This window comes from Thioclava sp. NG1 (assembly GCF_003122275.1).
In the GTDB taxonomy this organism is placed as follows: domain Bacteria; phylum Pseudomonadota; class Alphaproteobacteria; order Rhodobacterales; family Rhodobacteraceae; genus Thioclava; species Thioclava nitratireducens.
Map to the genome: position 1 here is coordinate 170,972 of NZ_QFBB01000007.1, position 20,933 is coordinate 191,904.

General features: G+C 63.3%; 22 protein-coding genes and 1 pseudogene. 17 read left to right on the top strand and 6 right to left on the bottom strand.

The genetic code is table 11. From position 1 onward, the window contains the following. Nucleotides 1-414: 414 nt before the first annotated feature. A complete protein-coding gene (locus DEM26_RS14805; RefSeq protein WP_146194469.1) occupies nt 415-732 on the top strand; it encodes a hypothetical protein in 318 nt (105 codons plus the stop codon). A 57-nt stretch (nt 733-789) separates the two neighbouring features. On the opposite strand, the gene DEM26_RS20595 is transcribed toward DEM26_RS14805, so the two are convergent. After that, nucleotides 790-1,134 (bottom strand): hypothetical protein, encoded by a 345-nt coding sequence (locus DEM26_RS20595; protein WP_199224674.1) that lies wholly within the window; start codon nt 1,132-1,134, stop codon nt 790-792. Between the two features lie 124 nt (nt 1,135-1,258). Then, the gene (locus tag DEM26_RS14815) at nt 1,259-1,486 is read right to left on the bottom strand and encodes a hypothetical protein (protein WP_109172735.1); all 228 of its coding nucleotides are present in this window, start codon (nt 1,484-1,486) and stop codon (nt 1,259-1,261) included. Between the two features lie 372 nt (nt 1,487-1,858). Between DEM26_RS14815 and DEM26_RS14820 the strand changes: the two genes are divergently transcribed. Beyond that, nucleotides 1,859-2,359, top strand: coding sequence for a sigma-70 family RNA polymerase sigma factor (locus DEM26_RS14820; protein ID WP_233243130.1), 501 nt, complete (start codon nt 1,859-1,861; stop codon nt 2,357-2,359). 33 nt (nt 2,360-2,392) lie between these two features. Here the strand turns inward: DEM26_RS14820 and DEM26_RS20410 are convergent, their stop codons facing one another. The 3 genes from DEM26_RS20410 to DEM26_RS14830 form a co-directional block, all read right to left on the bottom strand. Continuing rightward, nucleotides 2,393-2,551 (bottom strand): hypothetical protein, encoded by a 159-nt coding sequence (locus DEM26_RS20410; protein ID WP_157771597.1) that lies wholly within the window; start codon nt 2,549-2,551, stop codon nt 2,393-2,395. Nucleotides 2,552-2,736: 185 nt separating this feature from the next. Beyond that, a complete protein-coding gene (locus DEM26_RS14825) occupies nt 2,737-3,324 on the bottom strand; it encodes a BON domain-containing protein (protein WP_109172736.1) in 588 nt (195 codons plus the stop codon). Between the two features lie 143 nt (nt 3,325-3,467). Further along, nucleotides 3,468-4,649, bottom strand: coding sequence for an MFS transporter (locus DEM26_RS14830; protein ID WP_109172737.1), 1,182 nt, complete (start codon nt 4,647-4,649; stop codon nt 3,468-3,470). A gap of 298 nt (nt 4,650-4,947) precedes the next feature. On the opposite strand from DEM26_RS14830, the gene DEM26_RS14835 reads away from it, so the two are divergent. The 4 genes and pseudogenes from DEM26_RS14835 to DEM26_RS14850 form a co-directional block, all read left to right on the top strand. Next, nucleotides 4,948-5,613: a sensor histidine kinase gene (locus DEM26_RS14835; RefSeq protein ID WP_158275132.1), complete on the top strand. Its 666-nt coding sequence runs from the start codon at nt 4,948-4,950 to the stop codon at nt 5,611-5,613. Beyond that, nucleotides 5,594-6,310: a Crp/Fnr family transcriptional regulator gene (locus DEM26_RS14840; RefSeq protein ID WP_109172739.1), complete on the top strand. Its 717-nt coding sequence runs from the start codon at nt 5,594-5,596 to the stop codon at nt 6,308-6,310. Before DEM26_RS14835 ends, DEM26_RS14840 begins: the two co-directional genes overlap by 20 nt. 24 nt (nt 6,311-6,334) lie before the next feature. Beyond that, nucleotides 6,335-6,571 (top strand): DUF6894 family protein, encoded by a 237-nt coding sequence (locus DEM26_RS14845; protein ID WP_109172740.1) that lies wholly within the window; start codon nt 6,335-6,337, stop codon nt 6,569-6,571. A 163-nt stretch (nt 6,572-6,734) separates the two neighbouring features. Next, a pseudogene (locus tag DEM26_RS14850) lies at nt 6,735-7,202 on the top strand (IS3 family transposase); the annotation flags it as partial. Nucleotides 7,203-7,341: 139 nt separating this feature from the next. Here DEM26_RS14850 and DEM26_RS14855 read toward each other — a convergent pair. Next, nucleotides 7,342-8,364, bottom strand: a complete 1,023-nt coding sequence (locus DEM26_RS14855) for a LacI family DNA-binding transcriptional regulator (RefSeq protein ID WP_088720240.1) — start codon at nt 8,362-8,364, stop codon at nt 7,342-7,344. A gap of 172 nt (nt 8,365-8,536) precedes the next feature. On the opposite strand from DEM26_RS14855, the gene iolG reads away from it, so the two are divergent. The 11 genes from iolG (at nt 8,537) to DEM26_RS14910 (ending at nt 20,590) form a co-directional block, all read left to right on the top strand. Further along, nucleotides 8,537-9,532 (top strand): inositol 2-dehydrogenase, encoded by a 996-nt coding sequence (iolG, locus tag DEM26_RS14860; protein WP_109172741.1) that lies wholly within the window; start codon nt 8,537-8,539, stop codon nt 9,530-9,532. 142 nt (nt 9,533-9,674) lie between these two features. Next, complete coding sequence (locus DEM26_RS14865) at nt 9,675-10,601, top strand: sugar ABC transporter substrate-binding protein (RefSeq protein ID WP_109172742.1); 927 nt, start codon at nt 9,675-9,677, stop codon at nt 10,599-10,601. Between the two features lie 121 nt (nt 10,602-10,722). Continuing rightward, nucleotides 10,723-11,826 (top strand): ABC transporter permease, encoded by a 1,104-nt coding sequence (locus tag DEM26_RS14870; RefSeq protein WP_088720243.1) that lies wholly within the window; start codon nt 10,723-10,725, stop codon nt 11,824-11,826. Between the two features lies 1 nt (nt 11,827). Then, nucleotides 11,828-12,649 (top strand): ATP-binding cassette domain-containing protein, encoded by an 822-nt coding sequence (locus tag DEM26_RS14875; RefSeq protein WP_088720244.1) that lies wholly within the window; start codon nt 11,828-11,830, stop codon nt 12,647-12,649. A 41-nt stretch (nt 12,650-12,690) separates the two neighbouring features. Then, entirely contained in the window at nt 12,691-13,839 is a 1,149-nt protein-coding gene (locus DEM26_RS14880) for a Gfo/Idh/MocA family protein (protein WP_233243132.1), read from the top strand. After that, nucleotides 13,836-15,755: a bifunctional 5-dehydro-2-deoxygluconokinase/5-dehydro-2-deoxyphosphogluconate aldolase gene (locus tag DEM26_RS14885; RefSeq protein WP_109172743.1), complete on the top strand. Its 1,920-nt coding sequence runs from the start codon at nt 13,836-13,838 to the stop codon at nt 15,753-15,755. The genes DEM26_RS14880 and DEM26_RS14885 overlap by 4 nt, the downstream gene beginning before the upstream one ends. A gap of 142 nt (nt 15,756-15,897) precedes the next feature. Beyond that, nucleotides 15,898-17,754 (top strand): 3D-(3,5/4)-trihydroxycyclohexane-1,2-dione acylhydrolase (decyclizing), encoded by a 1,857-nt coding sequence (gene iolD, locus DEM26_RS14890; protein ID WP_109172744.1) that lies wholly within the window; start codon nt 15,898-15,900, stop codon nt 17,752-17,754. 106 nt (nt 17,755-17,860) lie between these two features. Beyond that, complete coding sequence (gene iolE, locus DEM26_RS14895) at nt 17,861-18,775, top strand: myo-inosose-2 dehydratase (RefSeq protein WP_109172745.1); 915 nt, start codon at nt 17,861-17,863, stop codon at nt 18,773-18,775. A gap of 4 nt (nt 18,776-18,779) precedes the next feature. Then, nucleotides 18,780-18,983 (top strand): hypothetical protein, encoded by a 204-nt coding sequence (locus DEM26_RS14900; RefSeq protein WP_109172746.1) that lies wholly within the window; start codon nt 18,780-18,782, stop codon nt 18,981-18,983. Next, nucleotides 18,980-19,786, top strand: coding sequence for a 5-deoxy-glucuronate isomerase (gene iolB, locus DEM26_RS14905; protein WP_109172747.1), 807 nt, complete (start codon nt 18,980-18,982; stop codon nt 19,784-19,786). Before DEM26_RS14900 ends, iolB begins: the two co-directional genes overlap by 4 nt. Before the next feature lie 24 nt (nt 19,787-19,810). Then, complete coding sequence (locus tag DEM26_RS14910) at nt 19,811-20,590, top strand: TIM barrel protein (protein ID WP_088720250.1); 780 nt, start codon at nt 19,811-19,813, stop codon at nt 20,588-20,590. Nucleotides 20,591-20,933: the final 343 nt, after the last annotated feature.

Here is a 20,933-nt window from a genome sequence, read left to right on the forward strand (position 1 = left end):
GAGCGGAGCGCATCGGCCTCGCTTTTGCGCTCACGAGGGACGGGGAGCCCGAGCGTAAACCCGGCCGCGCGGGAAACGTGGCCGATCCGGCCCGGGTCGAACGTCGCATGTTCCACGCGTGTGCCTCCTGACTCATGGTGATCGATCGGAGCGTGTCCTTGCGTGCCGCGTTACGTCAGGGGATCTTCGAGATCCCCTGCCTATGCAGAGCCAACCCGCGTTCGCCGCTTCGGTTTCCCAAAAAAGGTTCAATAGAGCTCAGGGCGCATGTCGCAGCCGCATTTTCCCCCGCGGGAAATGGGGGCCTTCTTCGGTGAGCGATTGTCAGGGATACAATTTTACGCGTTGCCTAAAATTGCGGCAGGCGGCTTGCTGGGGCTTTGATGATGGAAGGCTTTGCAGATGGAGACTCATTTGGAGGGGGAGCAGGCCGACCCGGCCGTGTCCCATAGAATGGTCGAGACGGCCCTGACGGGCTTGGACATGAACCGGGCCGAGGATGTGAAAATCGCAGTTGAGCGCGTGAAGGGGTTTCCGCTCGCAGATCTCTACCTCAGTTCGTCGCTCGGCGCGGAAGCACATCCCCACGAAGTCTGGATCGCGCGCATGGAAATTCATCGACAGGCAGATGAACGCCGCCGCGCGCATGAGAGGCGCCTCACTTTCGTTGCCGGGATATCGGCCGTGGTCGGTGGCGCGATCGGTAGCGCGCTGCATTTTCTCTGGTCTTGAGGGCCCGGCCCTCGGCAGCGCCGACGGACTGCGCGGAATCCGGGCGGATCGGGCGAGTCAGCCGATCCACATCCAGGTCACCACGAGGACGACAAGGACCGCGACGGCGATCGCGACGGCGGTCCACTTGCTGATCCCGCTGTTGCGTTCGGCCGGGGTCTGCTTTTCGACCTCCGCCTCGGACCGGCGACCCTCCAGACGCTGTGCCATACGTACCTGATCGGGGCTCGGAGGTGTGCCGGCCGCCTCGTCATCGGTGCCGAGAGGCGCGGCGGCGGGGTCGCTGAACCCCACCTTGTCACCCGCGCCGCCTTTGTCGATGGTCTCGCGTAGCTGGCTGGCTTCCGCCGACCCTGAACGTGCCTTGCCATCCACGTATTCTATATCTTCCTTGTTCGTCATCGAACGTCTTCCTTGGTCCTCGGGTGGGCGACGGGCCTGTCGCATGGAGCAACTGGATTTGCCTTGCGTCAAAGCCGAAACCGGCGAACGCGCCAACGCCATCCGGCAGGGGCGCGAAGCTGGCTCAGGTGATGCCGCTGCGCGAGGGCGACCGGTTCCAGTCCGGGTCCTCCCGTCTGACCTTGAATGTGTTCCAAAGGCCCGCCGGAACGCCCGCCAGCAGACCGATCAGGCCTGCCACGACGAAGGCCTGCCAGTTCATCCAGTCGAATGCGAGAAAGGCGGTCACAACGGCTCCGGCAATGCAGAGCACCCAGAGCGGAATGAAAAGAAGTCTCCATCCGTATTTCATGGCGTGTCTCCTGTCTGGTTCAGGAAATCAACAAACGGCTGACCTGTTCGGTTCCTGCTTGCGCGGCCCTTGGGGTATGACAGCAAGCCGCGAAGCTGACCTTTCTGCAACCGCGTCACCGCACAGCGCTCGATTGCCGGTCGGACCGGACAACCGCTGTCCCCGACGTTCGCGCGGGACTTATTCTGGCTTTCTGTCGGAACTTCCTGCGTTTTCGCCGCTTAGGCCCGAGCACATTTTGAACCAGACTTTTCCAGCTAGAGGGAGCCGCATTGCCGCCAACGTCTCAGCGGGTCGCTGCTCACACTTCGCTCGGCAGGAACTTCGCCCCCTCGCGTTTCATTGAGTCCTCAACGAGAAGGACAGGTTGGCGTGAGCAAGGAACGCGACATTATCGAACTCATACCGGCGCTGCGCTCCTATGCTTGGGCGCTGACCAAGCGGCACGAGGACGTGGACGACCTGGTTCAGGACACGTTGGTCAAGGCGATCGACAAGGTCGACAGCTTTCAATCCGGGACCAACCTGCGCGCGTGGCTGATGACGATCATGCGCAATACCTTCCTCAACAACATCGCGAAATCGAAACGCTCGACGACAGGCAAGAAGGATTGCGTCTCGACCACCTTGTCGACGCCGGCCACGCAGGATTGGTCGGTGCGGGGCGGCGAGCTGATGCGTGCCGTCGAACGCCTGCCGCGTCATTACCGCGAGGTTCTGATCGTCGTCGTGATGCTGGGGGAAAGTTACCAGGATGCGGCAAATCTATTCGGTATCGAGATGGGAACGGTGAAGAGCCGCGCCAACCGCGCACGCGCGATGGTGGTCGAAGACCTCGAAGCCCGCGCGCCGAACGATCCCCTCGAAGATTAGAGTTGAACCCTAGGTCGCCGCGGATCGCGCCGATTACTCGGGCTTGTCGCGTTCATCGAGGCGTTTGCCCAAGCGTCGTGCCAGCGACACGAGGCGTTCGGGAACGTCCTTGTTCCAGACCTCGCCTGCCTGCTGCCGGAGCGCTTCATCCAAATCCTCGCCTGGAGGCTTTTTGTCGTGCTCTTTTTCCATGCCTTGCCTCCTTATGCCTTTTACGGCGGTCGAGGCAAACCGGTTTATATTTGGCGGATGCCTCCGTCGGATAAGCGCAATCCATGGCGAGGCTTCACACCGATGGCGCACCCGGCCATTCCGGGGTGTGGCGCAGCGGCGCCCGACTGCGCCGCTGCGCTTTGCGTTTCGTTGTTGCGACAGCGTCACTCCGCAGTCCGGACACGCAGATTGTTCTGCACATGGGTGACGCCGGAGACGCTGTCGGCGCAATCTTCGGCCCGGCGTTTGGCGCGGCGGGAGTCCACGTAGCCATCCAGCGTGATCTCCTGATCCGCGACGCTGACGGTTATCTCGCGCGCGTCCACCAGCCGATCGTCGGTGAGCCGGTCGTGAACATCTTCCTCGATCCGGGCATCCGAGCGCCGGTAACCCTTCGGGCCGCGCCCGCGATGATCCTCTTCCCGACGCTCTTCTGCGTCTTCGTCCCCCAGCCATGAAGCGACCTCGTCGCCGGCCCGGTCCATGAAGCTCCGTCCGCCGTGCGCTTCACGTCCTGCGCCGCGCCGCTGCGCGGGTCTCGCCCGCCAATAGGGGTCCGGATCGTAAGGTGCTCCGCCATAGACGGGCGGGAGGAATGGCCACGCATAGCCTCCAGCCATCGGCGCCGCTGGATAGCCGAACTGTTCGAGCCGAGATCTGCGGTCTTCCGGGTCGCCTTCTTCTGGGTGCCGCCGCCGCGACAGGGCACGGCGGGCCTCTTCTTCGGTCATATCGTCATAGTGCCGTGACATGAGCTTCTCCTCTCGTGTTTGGCAACCGCGCAAAGCAGCGTGGTCTGAGCCGGGAACAGGAGCTGGCGCGATATGTTCCTGCCTGCTGCGGAACGCAGCGCGCCGCGATTGCGCGGGGCAGGGGTGGCAGCGCGCCTTCCCTCTCAGGTCGCCACCATCCTCGCGGGCCGTTCCACGACGAACCTCGCGCGCAACGACAAGGCGGCGAGGAGCGGGATCGCCGCCGTTCCGCAGAACATCGCGGCGGGCCCGAAGCTCCCGGCGACCATGCCTGCGATCGCCGGGCCGATCACGCTGCCCGCAGCGGTCGCCAGAAGCGTCGCCGTAAAGCCGAGCGCGGGGAAGGACGAGAATAGACGTTCGGACCAGAAGGCGAGCACCGCGCTCGTCATCATCACGTTGATCCCCTGCAGGGCGGCGGAAGCGACGAGCGCGACCCAATTTCCGGGCTCGAGCGCTGCGAAAACAAGCGATACAGCTGCGACCACAAGAAGGATACGCACCAGCAGGCTCAGACCGACCGCATCCCGCGCCCGCTTCGTGAAGAGACCGCTCAGCCCGAAGAAGCCGAAAAAGAGGAAGAGGACGGACGGCGTCGCGTCTTCGGGAAGCCCGGGATACTCCGCCTGCGCGAAGCGGTCTGCCGCGAAGGAGACGTAGACGGCGGAGGTGATGCCGAACACGAAGGCGATGGAGAAAAGGGGCAGCGCGCACCGATTGAGAAGGTCGCCCCAACTCCGATCGGGGGCCTCCTCGGGGGCCTTGTCCACCTGGCGCAGAGCCGCCCAGTTGCCAATAAGTGCCAGAGCGCTCGCCCCGGCGAAGACCGACCAGCAGATCCGCCAGTCGAACTCCATCACGACCATTGCCAGGGCCAAAGCGCCTGCCCCCATGATCCCCACGCTGGTGCCCGTGCTGACCTGCGACAGCGCGGTCGGGCGGTCCACGTCGCTGACCTTGCGGTGCACCGCGTCGTTGAACGGGGTCCAGGCAAAGCCGGCGCTCGAAGTCGCGAGGAAGATGCCGAGCGCCAGAACGCCGACAGTCGGAGCAAGTGCGACAATCGCCATCCCGGCGGTCGCCGCGCTCAATCCGGTCAGGACCGGGAATTCCGGTCCCCGGCGGTTCAGGAAGAACTGGGCGACGAGCAGGCCGAGGAAGAACCCCACGAAGCCGATGCTGGACACCGTGCCCACCGCGGAGGGTGACATCGAGAATGTGGACGAGAATTGGGGCACGAAGAGGCCGAACCCCATGCGGCCGGGGCCGTAGCTGATTGCGGTCGCCGCGAAACCGGCGGCTGAAAGACTCCGAAAGAAAGTGATTGCTGAACCCTCCGTCCGGGCCGAATGCGGCCCGCGTCATGCGTTGCTGTTGCGCTGTTGCGCGTCGTCAGCGGGTCGATCCCGGCGAACGGCCGTTGGAACAAAGTGGGCAGCAACTTGTTCCTGGAGCCTTCGGATTGAGCGCAACCCGCCGCGTTGCCCCATTCGCGTCGGCAAGCCTCCGCCCGCCCACAAAGGCGTGAGCGTGTAATGGGCTTAACCCAACAATTGTTCGAGACAGCCGCGCCCCATGAATTCAGCGTCGATGCATCAGGAAATGGCTCGGAAAGGCAGTGACGTGACACAGATATCCCACGAGAGCGTCGAGGCCGATCGCGTCGCGGAAATCCGGCACCGGATGGCCAATAGCTTCCAGCTTCTGTCGGCACACACCCGCCGCCAACTCAGAGAGGCCGAGACCCCCGAAGCGCGCTCGCGCCTCGCGCTTGTCCTCGACCAGATATTGACGGTCTCGCAGCTTCAGACCGGTCTCTCGATCGCCGAAGACGGGGGGCTGCATCGATATCTGGACGGGGTCGAGCAGCTTTGGCGGCAGATCGCATTGCCGCACAGCATCGAGATCTCGGTGCGGCGGGACGATCTCTCCGGCCTGTCGCGCCAATGCACCGGGGCGATCGCGCTCATCCTGCAGGAAGCCGTCACCAACTGCATCCAGCATGCGTATCCGGCGGCGATGAACGTCAACGGCCATATCGACATCGAGGTGACCCTGTCGTCTGCGGGCGCTGGGCGGCTGTGTGTCTCCGATGACGGCGATGGTATGCCCGACGATGCGAATTTGACGAAAAGCCAAGGGTGCGAACTCATTCGAGACCTTGCTTCGGAGATCGGCGGGAGCGCCCGCTGGACCGCAGGCGACAATGGCGGAACGGTGCTCACGGTCGAATTTCCCGCGGGTCCGCGAGATAGGGCAAGGAGCCATGATGGCGGAAATCCTCACTAGGAAACTGAAGCACGGAGGCTTTCTGGCCGAAGACGATTGCGACCGGCTGACGGCCGTGACCAAGGAGGCCTACGACCTCGGGCCCAGAACGGATGTGATCCGGCAGGGCGAGAGTCCCGATGCCGTGCGCCTCGTGATCGAGGGCATCGCGTGTCGCTACAAGCTGATGCCGGACGGGCGCAGGGCGATCGTCGCGCTGCTTTTGCCCGGCGATTTCTGCGATCTTCATATCTCGATCCTGAAGCGGATGGATCACAGCATCGGCACACTCACCCAATGCAAAATCGTCGACATTCCCCGTAGCACGGTCGACGATCTCTTGGAGAACTACCCGAGAATCCAGCGCTCGCTCTGGTGGGCGACGCTCGTCGACGAGGCGATTCTGCGCGAATGGCTCGTGAACATGGGCAAACGAAGATCGGATCGGCAGATGGCGCATTTGCTGTGCGAGATGCATTTCCGACTGAAGGCGGTCGGCCTCTCGCTCGGGAGCATGTTGCCGCTGACGCAGGAAGAACTGGCCGACATTCTCGGCATCTCTCACGTGCACGCCCAACGGGTCATGGCGAGCCTTCGGGACGCGGGGCTGGTGTCGCTCCAGGGGCGAAGGATCGTGGTTACAGACTTCGAGAGGATGATCGAATTTTCCGAGTTCGATCCCGATTACCTTCATCTTGACGAGGGTTCGACGTCATAAGCGCATGAGTGAAGGAATTGTTTGATGGAATTATTCTTTTTCGACACTGACGACGGGCGGATGAGTGTTCGCGATAGCACCGGGCTGGAATTGGAGGACCGGGAGGCCGCACGGCGAGAGGCCATCGCCGCACTCACACTTATTGCCAAGGACGTCCTCCCCAATGACGACCCGTATGCGATCTCGGTCACCGTCCGAGACGACCAAAGGCAAGCGATCTTCCATGCCAGCCTGACGCTCGTCGCCGAGTGGCTCGTTTGAGGGAAAGACACCGGCAGCGGCCCTGACCTTCTGGCGAGATTATCGTCGGAATTCGGAATTCTACAGGTCAGGGAAGCTTGGAGCGGGTAGCGCGCTGCACTTTCGGCAATCGAACTCCGGAAGGGCGCGGTATTCTCCAACGTTCTCAATTGCCTCCAAGGCTATCCGCACGCAGGAAGGCTTCGTCTATCTTGCCGTTGTCATCGATCTCTTCTCGCGTCGTGTCGTCGGATGGGCGATGCAAAGCCGCCAGACGACCGAAGTTGTCCTGCGAGCGCTGCTCATGGCGACATGGCGGAGAAAGCCCAGGGAAAAGGTTCTGATCCATTCGGACCAGGGCAGCCAATTCACCAGCATGGACTGGGCAGCGTTCCTTCGGGCCCACAATTTGGAGCACTCGATGAGCCGCCGCGGAAACTGCCATGACAACGCGGTCGCCGAGAGCTTCTTTAACCTGCTGAAGCGTGAGCGGATCAGACGACGGACCTACCGATCCCGCGAAGAAGCCAGGCAGGATGTGTTCGACTACATCGAGATGTTCTACAATCCAAAGCGCAAGCACGCCCGGAACGGAATGCTGTCGCCCGTCGACTTTGAACGGCAGCAGAAACTGAGACACGAAGGCGTCTAAAAAACGCGGGGCTATTCAGTGTTTTGGGGGCTATGGAAGATCTTTAATCGCGGAAAGAAGAAGTAGTTACGCCCGCTCAAGGCGCTTTTCGCCCCCACGACCAATTCTTCAGTCGATCGATGGACCGGGCTTCGCTGCATCAGGCGCTTGCGCGAGGGACAAGTGTGCCCTTGAACGCGCGGTCGAAGTCGCGATCTTCGCTGCTTTCGAGCACTTCGACGAGATATTCGGCCATCTCCGTCAATGGCTGACGATAGGTCGTTAGCGCGTAATTCGGGCTCTGGCATTGGGGCACGTCATCGAAGCCCGTCACCGCGATATCCTCGGGGATGCGCAGTCCGAGTTTGTGGCGGATTACGTCGATCGCTCCGATCGCGAGCGCGTCGTTTTCACAGACGAGAATATCGGGCATCTCGTCGCGTGGGCGATCCGTGAGCATTCGGGTTACGACTTGCTCGGCGAGTATCGGATCATAGGCGGGCACTTCGGCGAATTCAGGAATTGTTCCGAACCGCCGCTCCCAGCAGCCCAAAAAGGTTTCCTTGCGCAGCAAATGCGCGGAGTAGGTGCGCGGACCTGCAAGGAACAAGGGGCGGCGATAGCCACGTTCGGCGACATAGGCGGTGATCTCCTGCATCGCCAAGGCATCGTCGACCGCGATCGAGATCGTGTCCGGGTGGCGAGAGGTGCGCGCGAAAATGATCAGCTTGTGGAAGCGCCGGGCATGCAGCGCGGTCTCGAGCACGTCGTCATCGAACTGGATCCCGATCAGGATCGCGGCATCGACGCGGCGTTGGCTGGCATTCAGGATCGCATGTCCCGCATCGTCGCGATCGAGCGTGTTCACGAGAAGCGTATCCCAGCCATGCTTGCGCAGGATGCGCGTCAGGCGCTCCATCATTACCAACTTGTGGGGGTTGGCGAAGTCATCGACCAGAAGCGCAACGAGATTAGAACGGTCCGAGGCCAGAGCGGCGGCGCGCAGATCGGGCACGTAACCGAGTTTGTTCGCGGCCTCCATTACCTTGGTGCGCGTTTTAGGCGAGATCGAAGCGTCCTTCTTGAAGGCGCGATTCACCGTCCAGCGCGACACGCCGGCGGCTTCCGCGACATCATCGGCGGTGATGTTGTTTTCGAAATTTGGTCTTCGGACTTCGGTCATCGGGCTCTCCTCCCAAACTGACCTATCAGCTTTCACGCAAGCATACACACAGAAATGAGCGTCAACGGAGTCGGTTTTGCACGCGCGTGCAAAAAATTATTGCACGCGCGTGCAAAAAGTCTGATGTTAACGCCAATCGTCGGTCGAATCGGACCGGTTCTGGGAGGAATGGATGCTGAAAATCGGATTGCTCGGCGCCGGCCGTATCGGTCAGGTGCATGCGGTCAATATTGCCGGACATTCGGGCAGCACGCTCGTTGCGGTCTCGGACGTGAACGCGGAGGCTGCGCGGGCACTTGCTGCGAAATTCGGGGCCAATGTGGCGAGTTCGGAGGAGATCATCGCCGACCCGGAGATCGACGCGGTTCTCGTCGCGACCTCGACCGATACGCATTCGGATCTGATCGAAAAGGCGACTGCGGCGGGCAAGGCGGTGCTGTGCGAAAAACCCGTCGATCTGTCGTTGGAGCGGGCGAAGGCCTGCCTGGAAGTCGTGTCGAAAACCGGCCAGCCGGTGATGATCGGGTTCAACCGTCGCTTCGACCCGAACTTTGGTGCGTTGCGCGCAGCCCTGCAGGCCGGTGAGATCGGCAAGCCCGAGCTTCTCTCGGTCACGTCCTTCGACCCGGCGCCGCCGCCAGTTTCCTACATCAAGGTCTCGGGCGGTCTGTTCCGCGACATGATGATCCATGATTTCGACATGACGAATTTCATCATGGACAGTGCGCCGGTCAGCGTTCGCGCCGTCGGTTCGTCCATCGTCGATCCGGCGATCGGAAGGGCGGGCGACGTGGATACCGCCGTGGTCACGCTAACCTACGCAGACGGACGCATTGCAGTCATCAAGAACTCGCGCCGGGCCGTCTACGGCTACGATCAGCGGGTCGAGATTCTGGGTTCGGAAGGGCTGCTGAGCGCGGCGAACATGCTGGAGAACACCGTCTCGAAGTCGACCGTGGCCGGGGTCTCCTCGGCGAAGCCCACCTATTTCTTCCTCGAACGTTACATGCCCGCCTATGCCGCGGAATGGGACGTGTTCGTCACTGCTCTGGCTGAAGGCCGCCCGATGCCGGTGACGCTCGAGGACGGCGTGGCCGCGCTCGCGATGGCCGAGGCCGCAACCAAATCCGCCAAGACGGGGAAAGCCGTCGATCTGGCGACGCTTTGAGGCTCGGCCTCGGAGTGGACGGAGATCGCAGGCGCGAGGAGGTGCCTGTGGTTCAAAGGCCGAAGGGATCGGTCAGGCCGCATCGGAAGCGACATGGAGGGTCGTGGTGCGGTGACAAACAGAAAGAGTCTGGGAGGAATAAATGAAACAGTTTCTGCGTGCTGCAGTCGCGGCCACTACGGTTGCCTTCGCTGCACCGGCTTTCGCGACGGATATCGTCGTGGTCTCGCACGGGCAGGCCAATGACCCGTTCTGGTCCGTTGTGAAGAACGGCGTCGAACAGGCGGCGAAGGATACCGGCGTGAATGTCGAATACCGCTCGCCCGAAACCTTCGACATGGTCGCGATGAGCCAGCTGATCGACGCCGCCGTGAACCAGGAGCCGGACGGGCTCGTCGTCTCGATTCCTGATGCGGACGCTCTCGGGCCGTCTATTAAACGCGCGGTCGAAGCGGGTATTCCGGTGATCTCGATGAACTCGGGCTCGGACGTGTCGAAATCGCTCGGCGCCCTGCTGCATGTGGGGCAGGACGAGGAAGACGCGGGTAAGCGTGCGGGTGAGAAGCTCAAGGAAATGGGCGGCACCAAAGCGATCTGCGTCAACCAGGAGGTCGGTAACGTCTCGCTCGACCTGCGTTGTAAGGGCTTTGCGGAAGGCTTCGGTGACTCGACCGTTCTGCCGACTACCAATGACCCGACCGATATCGAAGCCAAGGTGCGCGCAGCGCTCGATTCCGATCCTTCTATCGACACGGTGATGGCACTCGGCGCGGCGACCGCAGGCGAGCCCTCGGTGGCGGCTGTGAAGGCGCTCGGCAAGGGCGGCGGCCAGATCAAGGTGGCGAGCTTCGACATGTCGCCCGGCTTCCTGAAGGCGGTTGAAGATGGCGACGCGGCTTTCGCGATCGACCAGCAGCAATACCTCCAGGGCTACCTACCGGTTTCGTTCCTCGCGCTCTATGCGAAATACGGCCTGATCCCGGCCTCGGACGTCGCCTCGGGTCCGAACCTTATCACCAAGAACAAGGCCGCCCAGGTGGTTGACCTGTCAGCCAAGGGCATCCGCTGATCCGCATCGGATGACAGACAAGGGGATGCGCGCTCCAAGAATACGTGCGCATCCCACCGGCGCCGTCGCGAGCTATCGCGGGACAACAGCGCCACGGAGCAGCATTTTCAGGGAGGGCAAAATGCCAGCCGACACTACGGTCACCGACGAGCGCGTTCGCGAGGAGTCACTGCTCGCGCGCTTGATGAAGCGGCCTGAGCTGGGCGCGATCGCCGGGCTCGTTCTCGTAACGATCTTCTTTCTCTTCACCGCCAACGGTTCGATGTTCACCCTCTCCGGGATCATGAACTTCCTGACGCCCGCCGCACAACTCGGCATTCTCGCCATCGGCGCGTCGCTTTTGATGATCGGAGGCGAGTTCGACCTCTCAATCGGTTCGATGGTCGCGTTCGCGGGAATGATTTTCGGCGCGTTGGTGGTCAATCTCGGTCTGCCGCTCATCGTCGCTATTCCCGGAACTCTGATCTTCGCGGGGCTGATGGGCGTGGTGAACGGTCAGTTGGTGATCCGCACCGGCTTGCCGTCCTTCATCGTGACGCTGGCATTCCTCTTCATCCTGCGGGGCCTGTCGCTCGTCGGTCTGAAGTATCTCACCGGCGGATCGACCCAGCTGCGCGGCGTGCGCGAAGCGGTGGGCGACGACTGGTTGGCGCCGTTCTTCTCGGGCGACGCGTTTACGGGTCTCTTCGCGAAGCTCGCCGAATGGGGCTGGATCGACCGGTTCAAATCCGGCGCGCCCAAAGTGCCGGGCATCCCGGTCGAGATCCTTTGGTTCATCGCGATCGCACTTTTCGCGACCTGGATCCTGCTGCGAACCCCTGCGGGCAACTGGATTTTCGCCGCAGGCGGCGACAAGACCGCCGCCTCCAATTCGGGCGTGCCGGTCAACCGGGTGAAGACGACGCTCTTCGTCGTGACCGCCTGCTGCGCCGCCCTGGTCGCTATCATGACGGTGATCGACGCAGGCTCCACCGATGCACGACGCGGCTTCCAGAAGGAATTCGAGGCAATCATCGCCGCGGTGATCGGGGGCTCGCTGCTGACCGGGGGCTACGGGTCGGCCATCGGCGCCTTCTTCGGTGCGATCATCTTCGGCATGGTTGTGATCGGTCTGACCTACACCTCTATCGATCAGGACTGGTTCCAGGTCTTCTTGGGGGGGATGCTGCTGCTAGCCGTGATCTTCAACAACGTGATCCGCAAGCGCGTGACGGGGGAACGCTGATATGGAACTCGAAACCGCATTCCATCACGGCGCCGTCGCCGCCGACACGAAACCGATCCTCGAGATGCGCGGCATTAAGAAGCATTTCGGCAACGTGATCGCGCTGGCGGGCGTCAGCTTCGACATCCGCCCCGGCGAGTGTCACTGTCTTCTGGGCGATAACGGCGCGGGCAAATCGACCTTCATCAAAACGATGTCCGGCGTGCATAAGCCGACAGAAGGCGAAATACTCTTCGAAGACAAGCCGATGAACTTCTCGAGCCCGCGCGACGCGATGGAAGCCGGGATCGCCACGGTCTTCCAGGACCTTGCGATGATCCCGCTGATGAGCGTGACGCGCAACTTCTTCATGGGCCGCGAACCCACGAAAGGCTCGGGTCCGTTCAAGCGCTTCGATGTGAAGCACGCCAATGAAGTCTGCGTCGAAGAGATGCGCAACATGGGCATCAACCTGCGTGGTCCCGATCAGGCGGTGGGCACGCTCTCGGGCGGCGAGCGCCAAACGGTGGCCATCGCCCGCGCGGTCTATTTCGGGGCGAAGGTGTTGATCCTCGACGAGCCGACCTCGGCGCTCGGCGTGCGCCAGACCTCGAACGTGCTCGCCACGATCGACAAGGTGCGCAAGCAGGGCGTGGGCGTCGTCTTCATCAGTCACAACGTGCGTCACGCGATGGCGGTGGGCGACCGCTTCACCGTGCTCAATCGCGGCCAGACGCTGGGCACCGCGAATCGCGGTGAGATCACACCCAACGAGTTGCAGGACATGATGGCGGGCGGTCAGGAGATGGCGCAGCTCGAAGGTTCGCTCGGCGGCACAATCTGACAGGCGGGCAGGGGCGCGGCATGCCCCTGCCACGAGTGACAATGACTTCAGAAACCGAGGCTGACATGGCGCTTCAGATGCCCGAAACTCCGCTTGGCGTGGCCCTGATCGGGACCGGCTTCATGGGGAAATGTCACGCAATGGCGTGGCGCAACCTCGCGACCGTGTTCGGCGGTGCGCATCCCCGGTTGGAGGTCCTCTGCGACACGCCCTCCGACAAAGCCCGGGCGTTCTCCGAGCAGTTCGGCTTCGCACGCGGAAGCGACGATTGGCAGGCGAGCTGCACCGACCCGGCGGTCGACGTGGTCTCGATTACAGCGCCCAACGGTCTGCACCGCCCGATGGCGGAAGCCGCGCTGCGTGCAGGCAAGCATGTCTGGCTCGAAAAGCCGATGGCGCTGACGTTGGAGGATGCGCGGGCGATGGCGGCGCTTGCTACTGAGCATCCCGGACAGGTCACGATCCTCGGTTACAACTACCTGCGTTCGCCCGCCTTCCAGATGGCGCGCAAGCTGATCGCCGAAGGCGCGATCGGCACGCCGCGTGCCTTCCGCGGAGTCTACGACGAAGACTATTCCGCCGACCCGCGCCTCCCGTGGTCATGGCGGATGACGCGCGAGGCTGGTGGTCTGGGCGCCCTGGGCGATCTGGGCTGCCACCTCGTGTCGCAAATGGTCGCGCTTATGGGCCCGGTTGAGGAACTGACCGCGATGACGCAGATCGCGATCCCAGAGCGCGGCTCCCCCGATGGGCCGAAACCGGTCGAGAACGAGGACAGCGCGATGGCGCTGATCCGGTTTGCCAGCGGCGCGCAGGGCTCCTTCGCCACGTCGCGGGTCGCGCGGGGCCGCAAATGTCGCCTGCAATGGGAGATTCATGGCTCGGACGGCACGTTGGTCTTCGATCAGGAGAATATGAACGAACTGTGGCTGCACCGCGCTGGAGAGGCGGGCTTCACACGTCACCTCACCGGTCCCGAGCAGCCCGACTTCGCCGCCTTCTGCCCCGCGCCGGGGCACAATTTTGGCTTCAACGAACAGAAAGTGATCGAGGCGCGTGACCTGTGCGCGGCCATCGCGAGTGGCTCGAATGCCGGTCCCGATTTCGCCGCCGGTCTGGAGATCGAGACGGTGATCCACGCAATGGCGCGCTCCAACGGTGCCCCGATCCGGATCGGAGATATGGCATGAAAAACCTCGACGTGATCACGATTGGCCGGGCCGGCGTGGATTTGTATGGCGCGCAGATTGGCGGGCGTCTGGAGGATATGGGCTCGTTCGAGAAGTATATCGGCGGGTCTCCGACGAACATCGCCTGCGGGACGGCGCGGCTGGGGCTGAAGTCCGGGCTGATCACTCGCGTCGGCGACGAGCATATGGGCCGCTTCATCCGCGAGCAGTTGCTGCGCGAAGGGGTGGATGTGACCGGCGTGAAGACGGACCCGGAGCGGCTGACCGCGCTGGTGATCCTCGGCATCCGTGATGAAGAGCAGTTCCCGCTGATCTTCTATCGCGAGAACTGCGCGGATATGGCGCTGAGCGAGGAGGATATCGACGAGGCGCTGATCGCGCAGACGCGGAGCGTGCTCGCGACCGGCACGCATCTGTCGCATCCGCGCACGCGGGCGGCTGTCCTGAAGGCGCTGGAACTGGCCCGCAAGCATGGGGCGAAGACTGCGCTCGATATCGACTACCGCCCGAACCTCTGGGGCGTGGCGGGCCATGGCGAGGGCGAGAGCCGTTTTGTGGAAAGCGCCGAGGTCACGGCCAAGCTGCAGGACGTGCTGCACCATTTCGATCTGATCGTGGGCACGGAAGAGGAGTTCCACATCGCGGGCGGCTCGACCGACACGATTACGGCGCTGCGTGCGGTGCGCAAAGTCTCGAATGCTACGCTGGTCTGCAAACGCGGGGCCGCCGGCGCGGTGGCTTTCGAGGGCGATATTCCGGACAGGCTCGATGACGGCCAGACCGGCCCGGGCTTCCCGATCGAGGTGTTCAACGTGCTGGGCGCGGGCGACGGGTTCTTCTCGGGGCTGATGAAGGGCTGGCTCGATGGCGAGAGCTGGCCGAAGGCGCTGGAATACGCCAATGCCTGCGGGGCCTTCGCGGTCTCGCGCCATGGCTGCACGCCCGCCTATCCGTCGCTGAGCGAGCTGGAATTCTTCCTCAAACGCGGCGTGAAGCAGCCCGATCTGCGCAACGATGCGGAGCTGGAGCAGATCCACTGGTCGACCAACCGCCACACGCGCTCGCTGCCCGACTGGCCGGATTACCGGGTCTTCGCCTTCGATCACCGGATGCAGCTCGAAGAGATGCCGGGTTACACGCTCGAGAAGGGTGGGGCGTTCAAGGAGCTGTGCCTTTCGGCGGCAACCCAAGTGCAGGACGGCCGTCCGGGCTACGGTATTCTGTGCGACGACCGGATCGGGCGCGCGGCGTTGCATGCGGCCTCCGGCTCGGGCCTCTGGATCGGGAGGCCTGCGGAATGGCCCGGGAGCCGCCCGCTGGAACTGGAGCCGCAGCTTGGCCCCGATTGCGGCGGTCTGACCCAGTGGGCGCGCGAGGAGGTGGTGAAGGTCCTGTGCTTCTGCCACCCCGACGACGATGCCGAGACCCGCGCCACTCAGGAGGCTACCGTCAAGCGCCTCTTTACCGCGGCGCGCAGGAACGGGCTGGAATTCCTGCTCGAGGTCATTCCGTCCAAGGTGGGACCGGTCGATGCCGACACCACCGCGACCCTGATCCGGCAATTCTACGAGATCGGCGTCTACCCGGATTGGTGGAAGCTGGAACCGATGGCGGACGCGGCCGGATGGGCCAAGGCCGTGGCCGCCATCGAGGAATACGACAAGCACACCCGCGGAATCGTGGTGCTGGGCTTGGATGCGCCCGAGGCCGAGCTGGCCGCCAGCTTCGAGGTCGCGGCGAGTTTCGATCTGGTCAAGGGCTTCGCGGTCGGCCGGACGATCTTCGGCGACGTGGCGCGGGCCTGGATGGCCGGTGAGCTGACTGATGCCGAGGCCGTGGCCGAGATGGCGCGCCGCTACACGCGGCTCTGCGGGATCTGGGACGGAGCACGTGCGAAGGCGGCCAAGGCTGCTTGAGGTGTGAGCGGGGAGGGGGCTCTGCCCCCGCGCGCGGAGGCGCGCAGAACGAAATGGAGAGGGGGCTCTGCCCCCGCTCCCTGGCGGGAGCCCCCCGAGATATTTGGGCCAAGAGGAAGTGGCCCCAGAGAGGATGAGAGAGATGAGCGAGACGATCCGGCTGACCGCCGCGCAGGCGATGGTGAAGTGGCTCTCGGTGCAGATGACCGAGGATGGCGAGCGGTTCATCGAAGGGATGTGGGCGATCTTCGGCCATGGCAACGTGGCCGGGATCGGTGAGGCTCTGCATGCCTACAAGGAGGTCTTCCCGACCTGGCGCGGGCAGAACGAGCAGACGATGGGCCATGCAGCGATCGCCTATGCCAAGGGCAAGAAGCGCACGCGGGCGCATGCGGTGACGTCAAGCATCGGGCCGGGATCGACCAACCTCGTGACGGCTGCGGCGCTGGCGCATGTGAACCGGCTGCCGGTGCTGATCGTGGCGGGTGACGTGTTTGCCACGCGCCGTCCCGATCCGGTGCTGCAGCAGGTCGAGGATTTCGACGACGGCACCGTCAGCGCGAATGACTGCTTCCGCCCGGTCTCGCGCTATTACGATAGGATCTCGCGGCCTGAGCATATCCTCTCCGCGCTGCCGCGGGCGCTGCGGGTGATGACCGATCCGGCCAATTGCGGCCCCGCCGTTCTGGCCTTTTGTCAGGACACGCAGGCCGAGGCTTACGATTACCCGGTCGAGTTCTTCGCGCCGCGCGTTTGGCGTATTCGCCGTCCGGCACCCGATGCGGGGGAACTCGCGCGGGTCGCGGAGATGGTGAAGGCGGCGAAGAACCCGGTGATCATCGCGGGGGGCGGTGTGGTCTATAGCCAAGCCGAAGACGCGCTCGCGGAGTTCGCGTCGAAGCACCAGATCGCGGTAGCCGAAACGCAGGCGGGCAAGTCGAGCCTCGCGCAGAGCCATCCGATGAGTTTCGGGGCCTCGGGCGTCGATGGATCGGCGGCGGCCAATGCCGCCTTGCAAAACGCCGATCTCGTGATCGGGGTCGGCACGCGGTTCCAAGATTTCACCACCGGCTCGCGAACGCTGTTCGGGGAAGGGGCGAAGCTCGTTTCGATCAACATCCACGGCTATGACGCGGCCAAGCACGGGGCCGAAAGCCTCGTGGCCGACGCCAAGGTCGCGCTCGAGCAGCTCAGCGCCGCACTTGGCGATTATCAGGCCGCGGCCCCCGATGCGGAGGCCCGCGAGGACTGGCTGCGCGCGGTCGACGCCTATTGCGCGCGTCCCGGGGATCAGGCGGCGCTGCCCACCGACGGTCAGGTGATCGGCGCGGTGCAGCGCGCGACCGGCAAAGATGCGGTCGCGATGTGTGCGGCGGGCACGATGCCCGGTGCGCTGAAGCTGCTGTGGAAGCCCTCTCAGGGGGGCTATCACATGGAATACGGCTATTCCTGCATGGGCTACGAGGTGGCGGGCGCGATGGGCCTCAAGCTCGCGCGGCCCGAACGCGAGGTGCTCTGCTTCGTGGGCGACGGCTCCTACATGATGGCGAATTCGGAGCTTGCAACGGCGGTGATGCGCCGCGTGCCCTTTACGGTGATCCTGACCGACAACCGCGGCTATGGTTGCATCAACCGGCTGCAGACGATGGGCTGCGGCGGCGAGCCCTTCAACAACATGTATGTCGATTGCAATGTCGAGGCACAGCCGGAGATCGACTACGTCGCGCATGCAGCATCGATGGGCGCGCATGCGGTGAAGGCGGCCAATACCGACCAACTGGAAGCGGAAGTGAAAGCCGCGCGGGAGCGTGACATCCCGACAGTCATCGTGATCGACACGGTGGCCAAGGACTTCCCCGGCACCGGGCTCGAGACCACGGCGGGCGAACACGGCTTCTTCTGGGACGTGGCGGTGCCCGAGGTCTCGGACCGCCAGAAGCAGCGCGACCGCTTCGAAGAATACCTGACCCAGATCGCAAACGCGCGGCTGGTGAACTGAGGATTGACTGAGACCGGGAAGGGGGCTCTGCCCCCCGCTCGCGGACGCGAGCCCCCGGGATATTTGAACCAAGAGGAAGGGGTATCCCCCTTCGAGGAGTTGAACCATGATCCGTTTCGGCACGAACCCGATCGCCTGGGCCAATGACGACGACCAGTCCCTGGGCGCGCATATCCCGACCGAACAGATCCTGCGCGAAGCCGCTGAGATCGGTTTCGAGGGGATCGAGAATGGCCATCGCTGGCCGCAGGATGATCCCGAAGCGCTCAAGAAATTGCTCAGCGGCTATGGGCTGGATTTCGTCTCGGGGTGGTATTCGCTCAACCTGCTGGCGCAATCGGTGGAGGCGGAGAAGGCCGCGATCCAGCCGCATCTCGACAAGCTAAAGCATAATGGCTGCAAGGTCTGTATTGCCTGCGAGACGTCGAATTCGGTGCAGGGGCAGGACGTGCCGCTGAGCGAGAAGGCGGTTCTGAGCGCCGCCGAAATGGCCGAATTTGGTGCCAAGGTCGAGGAACTGGCGGCGTTCACCGCCGGGCAGGGCATTGATCTGGTCTATCACCACCACATGGGCACCGTCGTCGAGACGCCTGCTGAGATCGACGCGTTCATGGCGGCGACCGGCCCTGCGACGAAGCTGCTGTTCGATGCGGGGCATTGCTATTTCGGCGGCGACGGGATCGATCCGGCTCCGATACTGCGCAAATACGTCGACCGCGTGCGCCATTTCCACGCCAAGAATGTTCGCCCCGAAGTTATGCGTAAAGTGCGCGAGGAAGGCATGTCCTTCATGGACGGGGTGCGCGGCGGCGTCTTCACCGTCCCCGGCGATAACGAAGGAGGGATCGATTTCGCGCCGCTGCTCTCGATCCTCAACGAGGCTGGCTATGACGGATGGATCGTGATCGAGGCCGAGCAGGATCCCGATCAGCGCAACCCGTTCGAGTATCAATCTCTGGGGCTCAAAACCCTCAAGTCAGCCGCCGTCAAGGCGGGGCTGATCGCCACCGAACAGGCCTGAGCGCATGGCCCGTGATCGCTTCCTCGATTTCGACACGCCCTGGTTCCGCCCGCTGTGGAAGCGGCTGCTGGTGGTGGGGGTGGCCCTTGGCTGGGGGCTGTTCGAACTCGTCGCTGGAGAGCCGGGTTTCGCGATCCTGTTCCTCGCGATGGGCGGGTATGCCGCCTATCGTCTTTTCGTGACCTTCAAGCCGAGAGAAGACAAATGACCGATCTGCTGCGCAAACCCTTTGGCACTCATGGTAAAGTCCACGAGATCACCCCGCAATCGGCGGGCTGGCGCTATGTCGGCTTCTCGCTCTATCGGCTGCGGGCGGGCGAGAGTGCGGCGGAGGCGACCGGTTCTAACGAGGCGATCCTCGTGATGGTTGAGGGCAAGGCCGCGATTAACGCCGCCGGGCGGGATTGGGGGGTATTGGGCGAGCGGATGGATGTGTTCGAGAAGACGCCGCCCCATTGCCTTTATGTCCCGAACGATCAGGACTGGGAGGCCGTGGCAGAGACGGATTGCACGATCGCGGTCTGCCTCGCGCCGGGCAAAGGCGGGCATGAGGCGCGCCGCATCGGCCCCGACGGGATCAGCCTGACCGAGCGCGGAAAGGGCACCAACACGCGCTACATCAACAATATCGCGATGGAGGCGGAGGATTACTGCGACAGCCTTCTGGTGACCGAGGTCTTCACGCCAGCGGGTCACTGGTCGTCCTATCCAAGTCACCGCCATGACGAGGATGATTTCCCGCGCATCACCTATCTCGAAGAGACCTATTACCACCGCCTCAACCCGGTGCAGGGCTTCGGCATCCAGCGCGTCTATACCGAGGACGGCACGCTCGACGAGACGATGGCGGTCTCGGATGGCGACGTCGTGCTGGTCCCGCGCGGGCATCATCCCTGCGGGGCGCCCTACGGGTTTGAGATGTATTACCTCAACGTCATGGCCGGGCCACGCCGCAACTGGCGTTTCCAGGCTGATCCTGCTGTGCAGTGGATCATGGAGCGGGATGCCTGAGCGGCATCCGTTGGGAGAAGAACCATGGGACAACCGTTTCAACTGGCCGCCTGCGCAGAAATGCTCTGGAGTGACCGCCCGATCGAATGGCGCGCGGCGCGCCTCACCGAGATGGGCTTCGGCGTAGGGCTGTGGAACGGGCCCGACCACGATCTCGACAAGCTCGAGGCGGTGGGAGCGAATTACACGATCATGAACGGCTATCTGCAGGGGCGGTTGAGTGACCCCGAAGGTGCCGAGATGCTGTTACGCTCGGCCCGTGAGATTGCGCAGATCGGCAAGCGCCTTGGCGTGGACCGGCTCAACCTGCATGGCACGGGTCTTGGGGACGGCGGTCTCCCGATCCCGCACTCTGGGAGCTTCGCTCCGGGCATGTTCCAGCGTGCTTGCGATACGCTGAACAGGATTTGCGATCTGGCCGAAGAAGAGGGGGTGGTCTTCACCCTCGAGAACCTCAACCCGATCGACCATCCGGGCTGCCCGTTCGGCGCGACAGCGGATGTTCTGGCGCTGGTCTCGACCGTCAATCGACCACAGCTGCGGATCAATCTCGACCTCTATCACACGCAGATTGGCGAAGGCGATGTGATCCGCTGGTGTGAGGCCTGTTTGCCTTGGATCGGTGAGGTTCAGGTGGCGGACAATCCGGGTCGCTGTGAGCCGGGCACTGGCGAGATCAACTACGCCGGTGTGGCGAGGGCGTTGCAGAAAATGGGGTATCAGGGTCCTGTGGGCATGGAGGCCTTCGCGCAAGGCGATGATGAGGTCGCACTTGAGGCTTTCCGCAGAGCCTTCACGGTCTGAGAGCATTTACCACTGGAAAGGAGTGTGCCGGTCATTTTTCCGACCAGCACACTATTGTGCGCTCGATCCTTTTACAGTCTCAAGGAACCAGCATGTCATGTGAACAGAAATGCTGGTTTTCGCGGCTTTGAATTTGAACTGACAGCTCTCGCGTCTACGGATCGAGACTTCACGATGCGTGCCGACCCAGGCCCGTTCTCAGCCTTGATCACCTGCTCGTCGCGCTACGCCGTTAGCGGACTTTCGCACCAAATGCAGCGAATGACTGTTTTCCGCCCATTCCTGCATCACTTCGTTAACGGCCCAAAGCTGACCCTCAGCCTTTGTCAGACCGCTGCGCTGC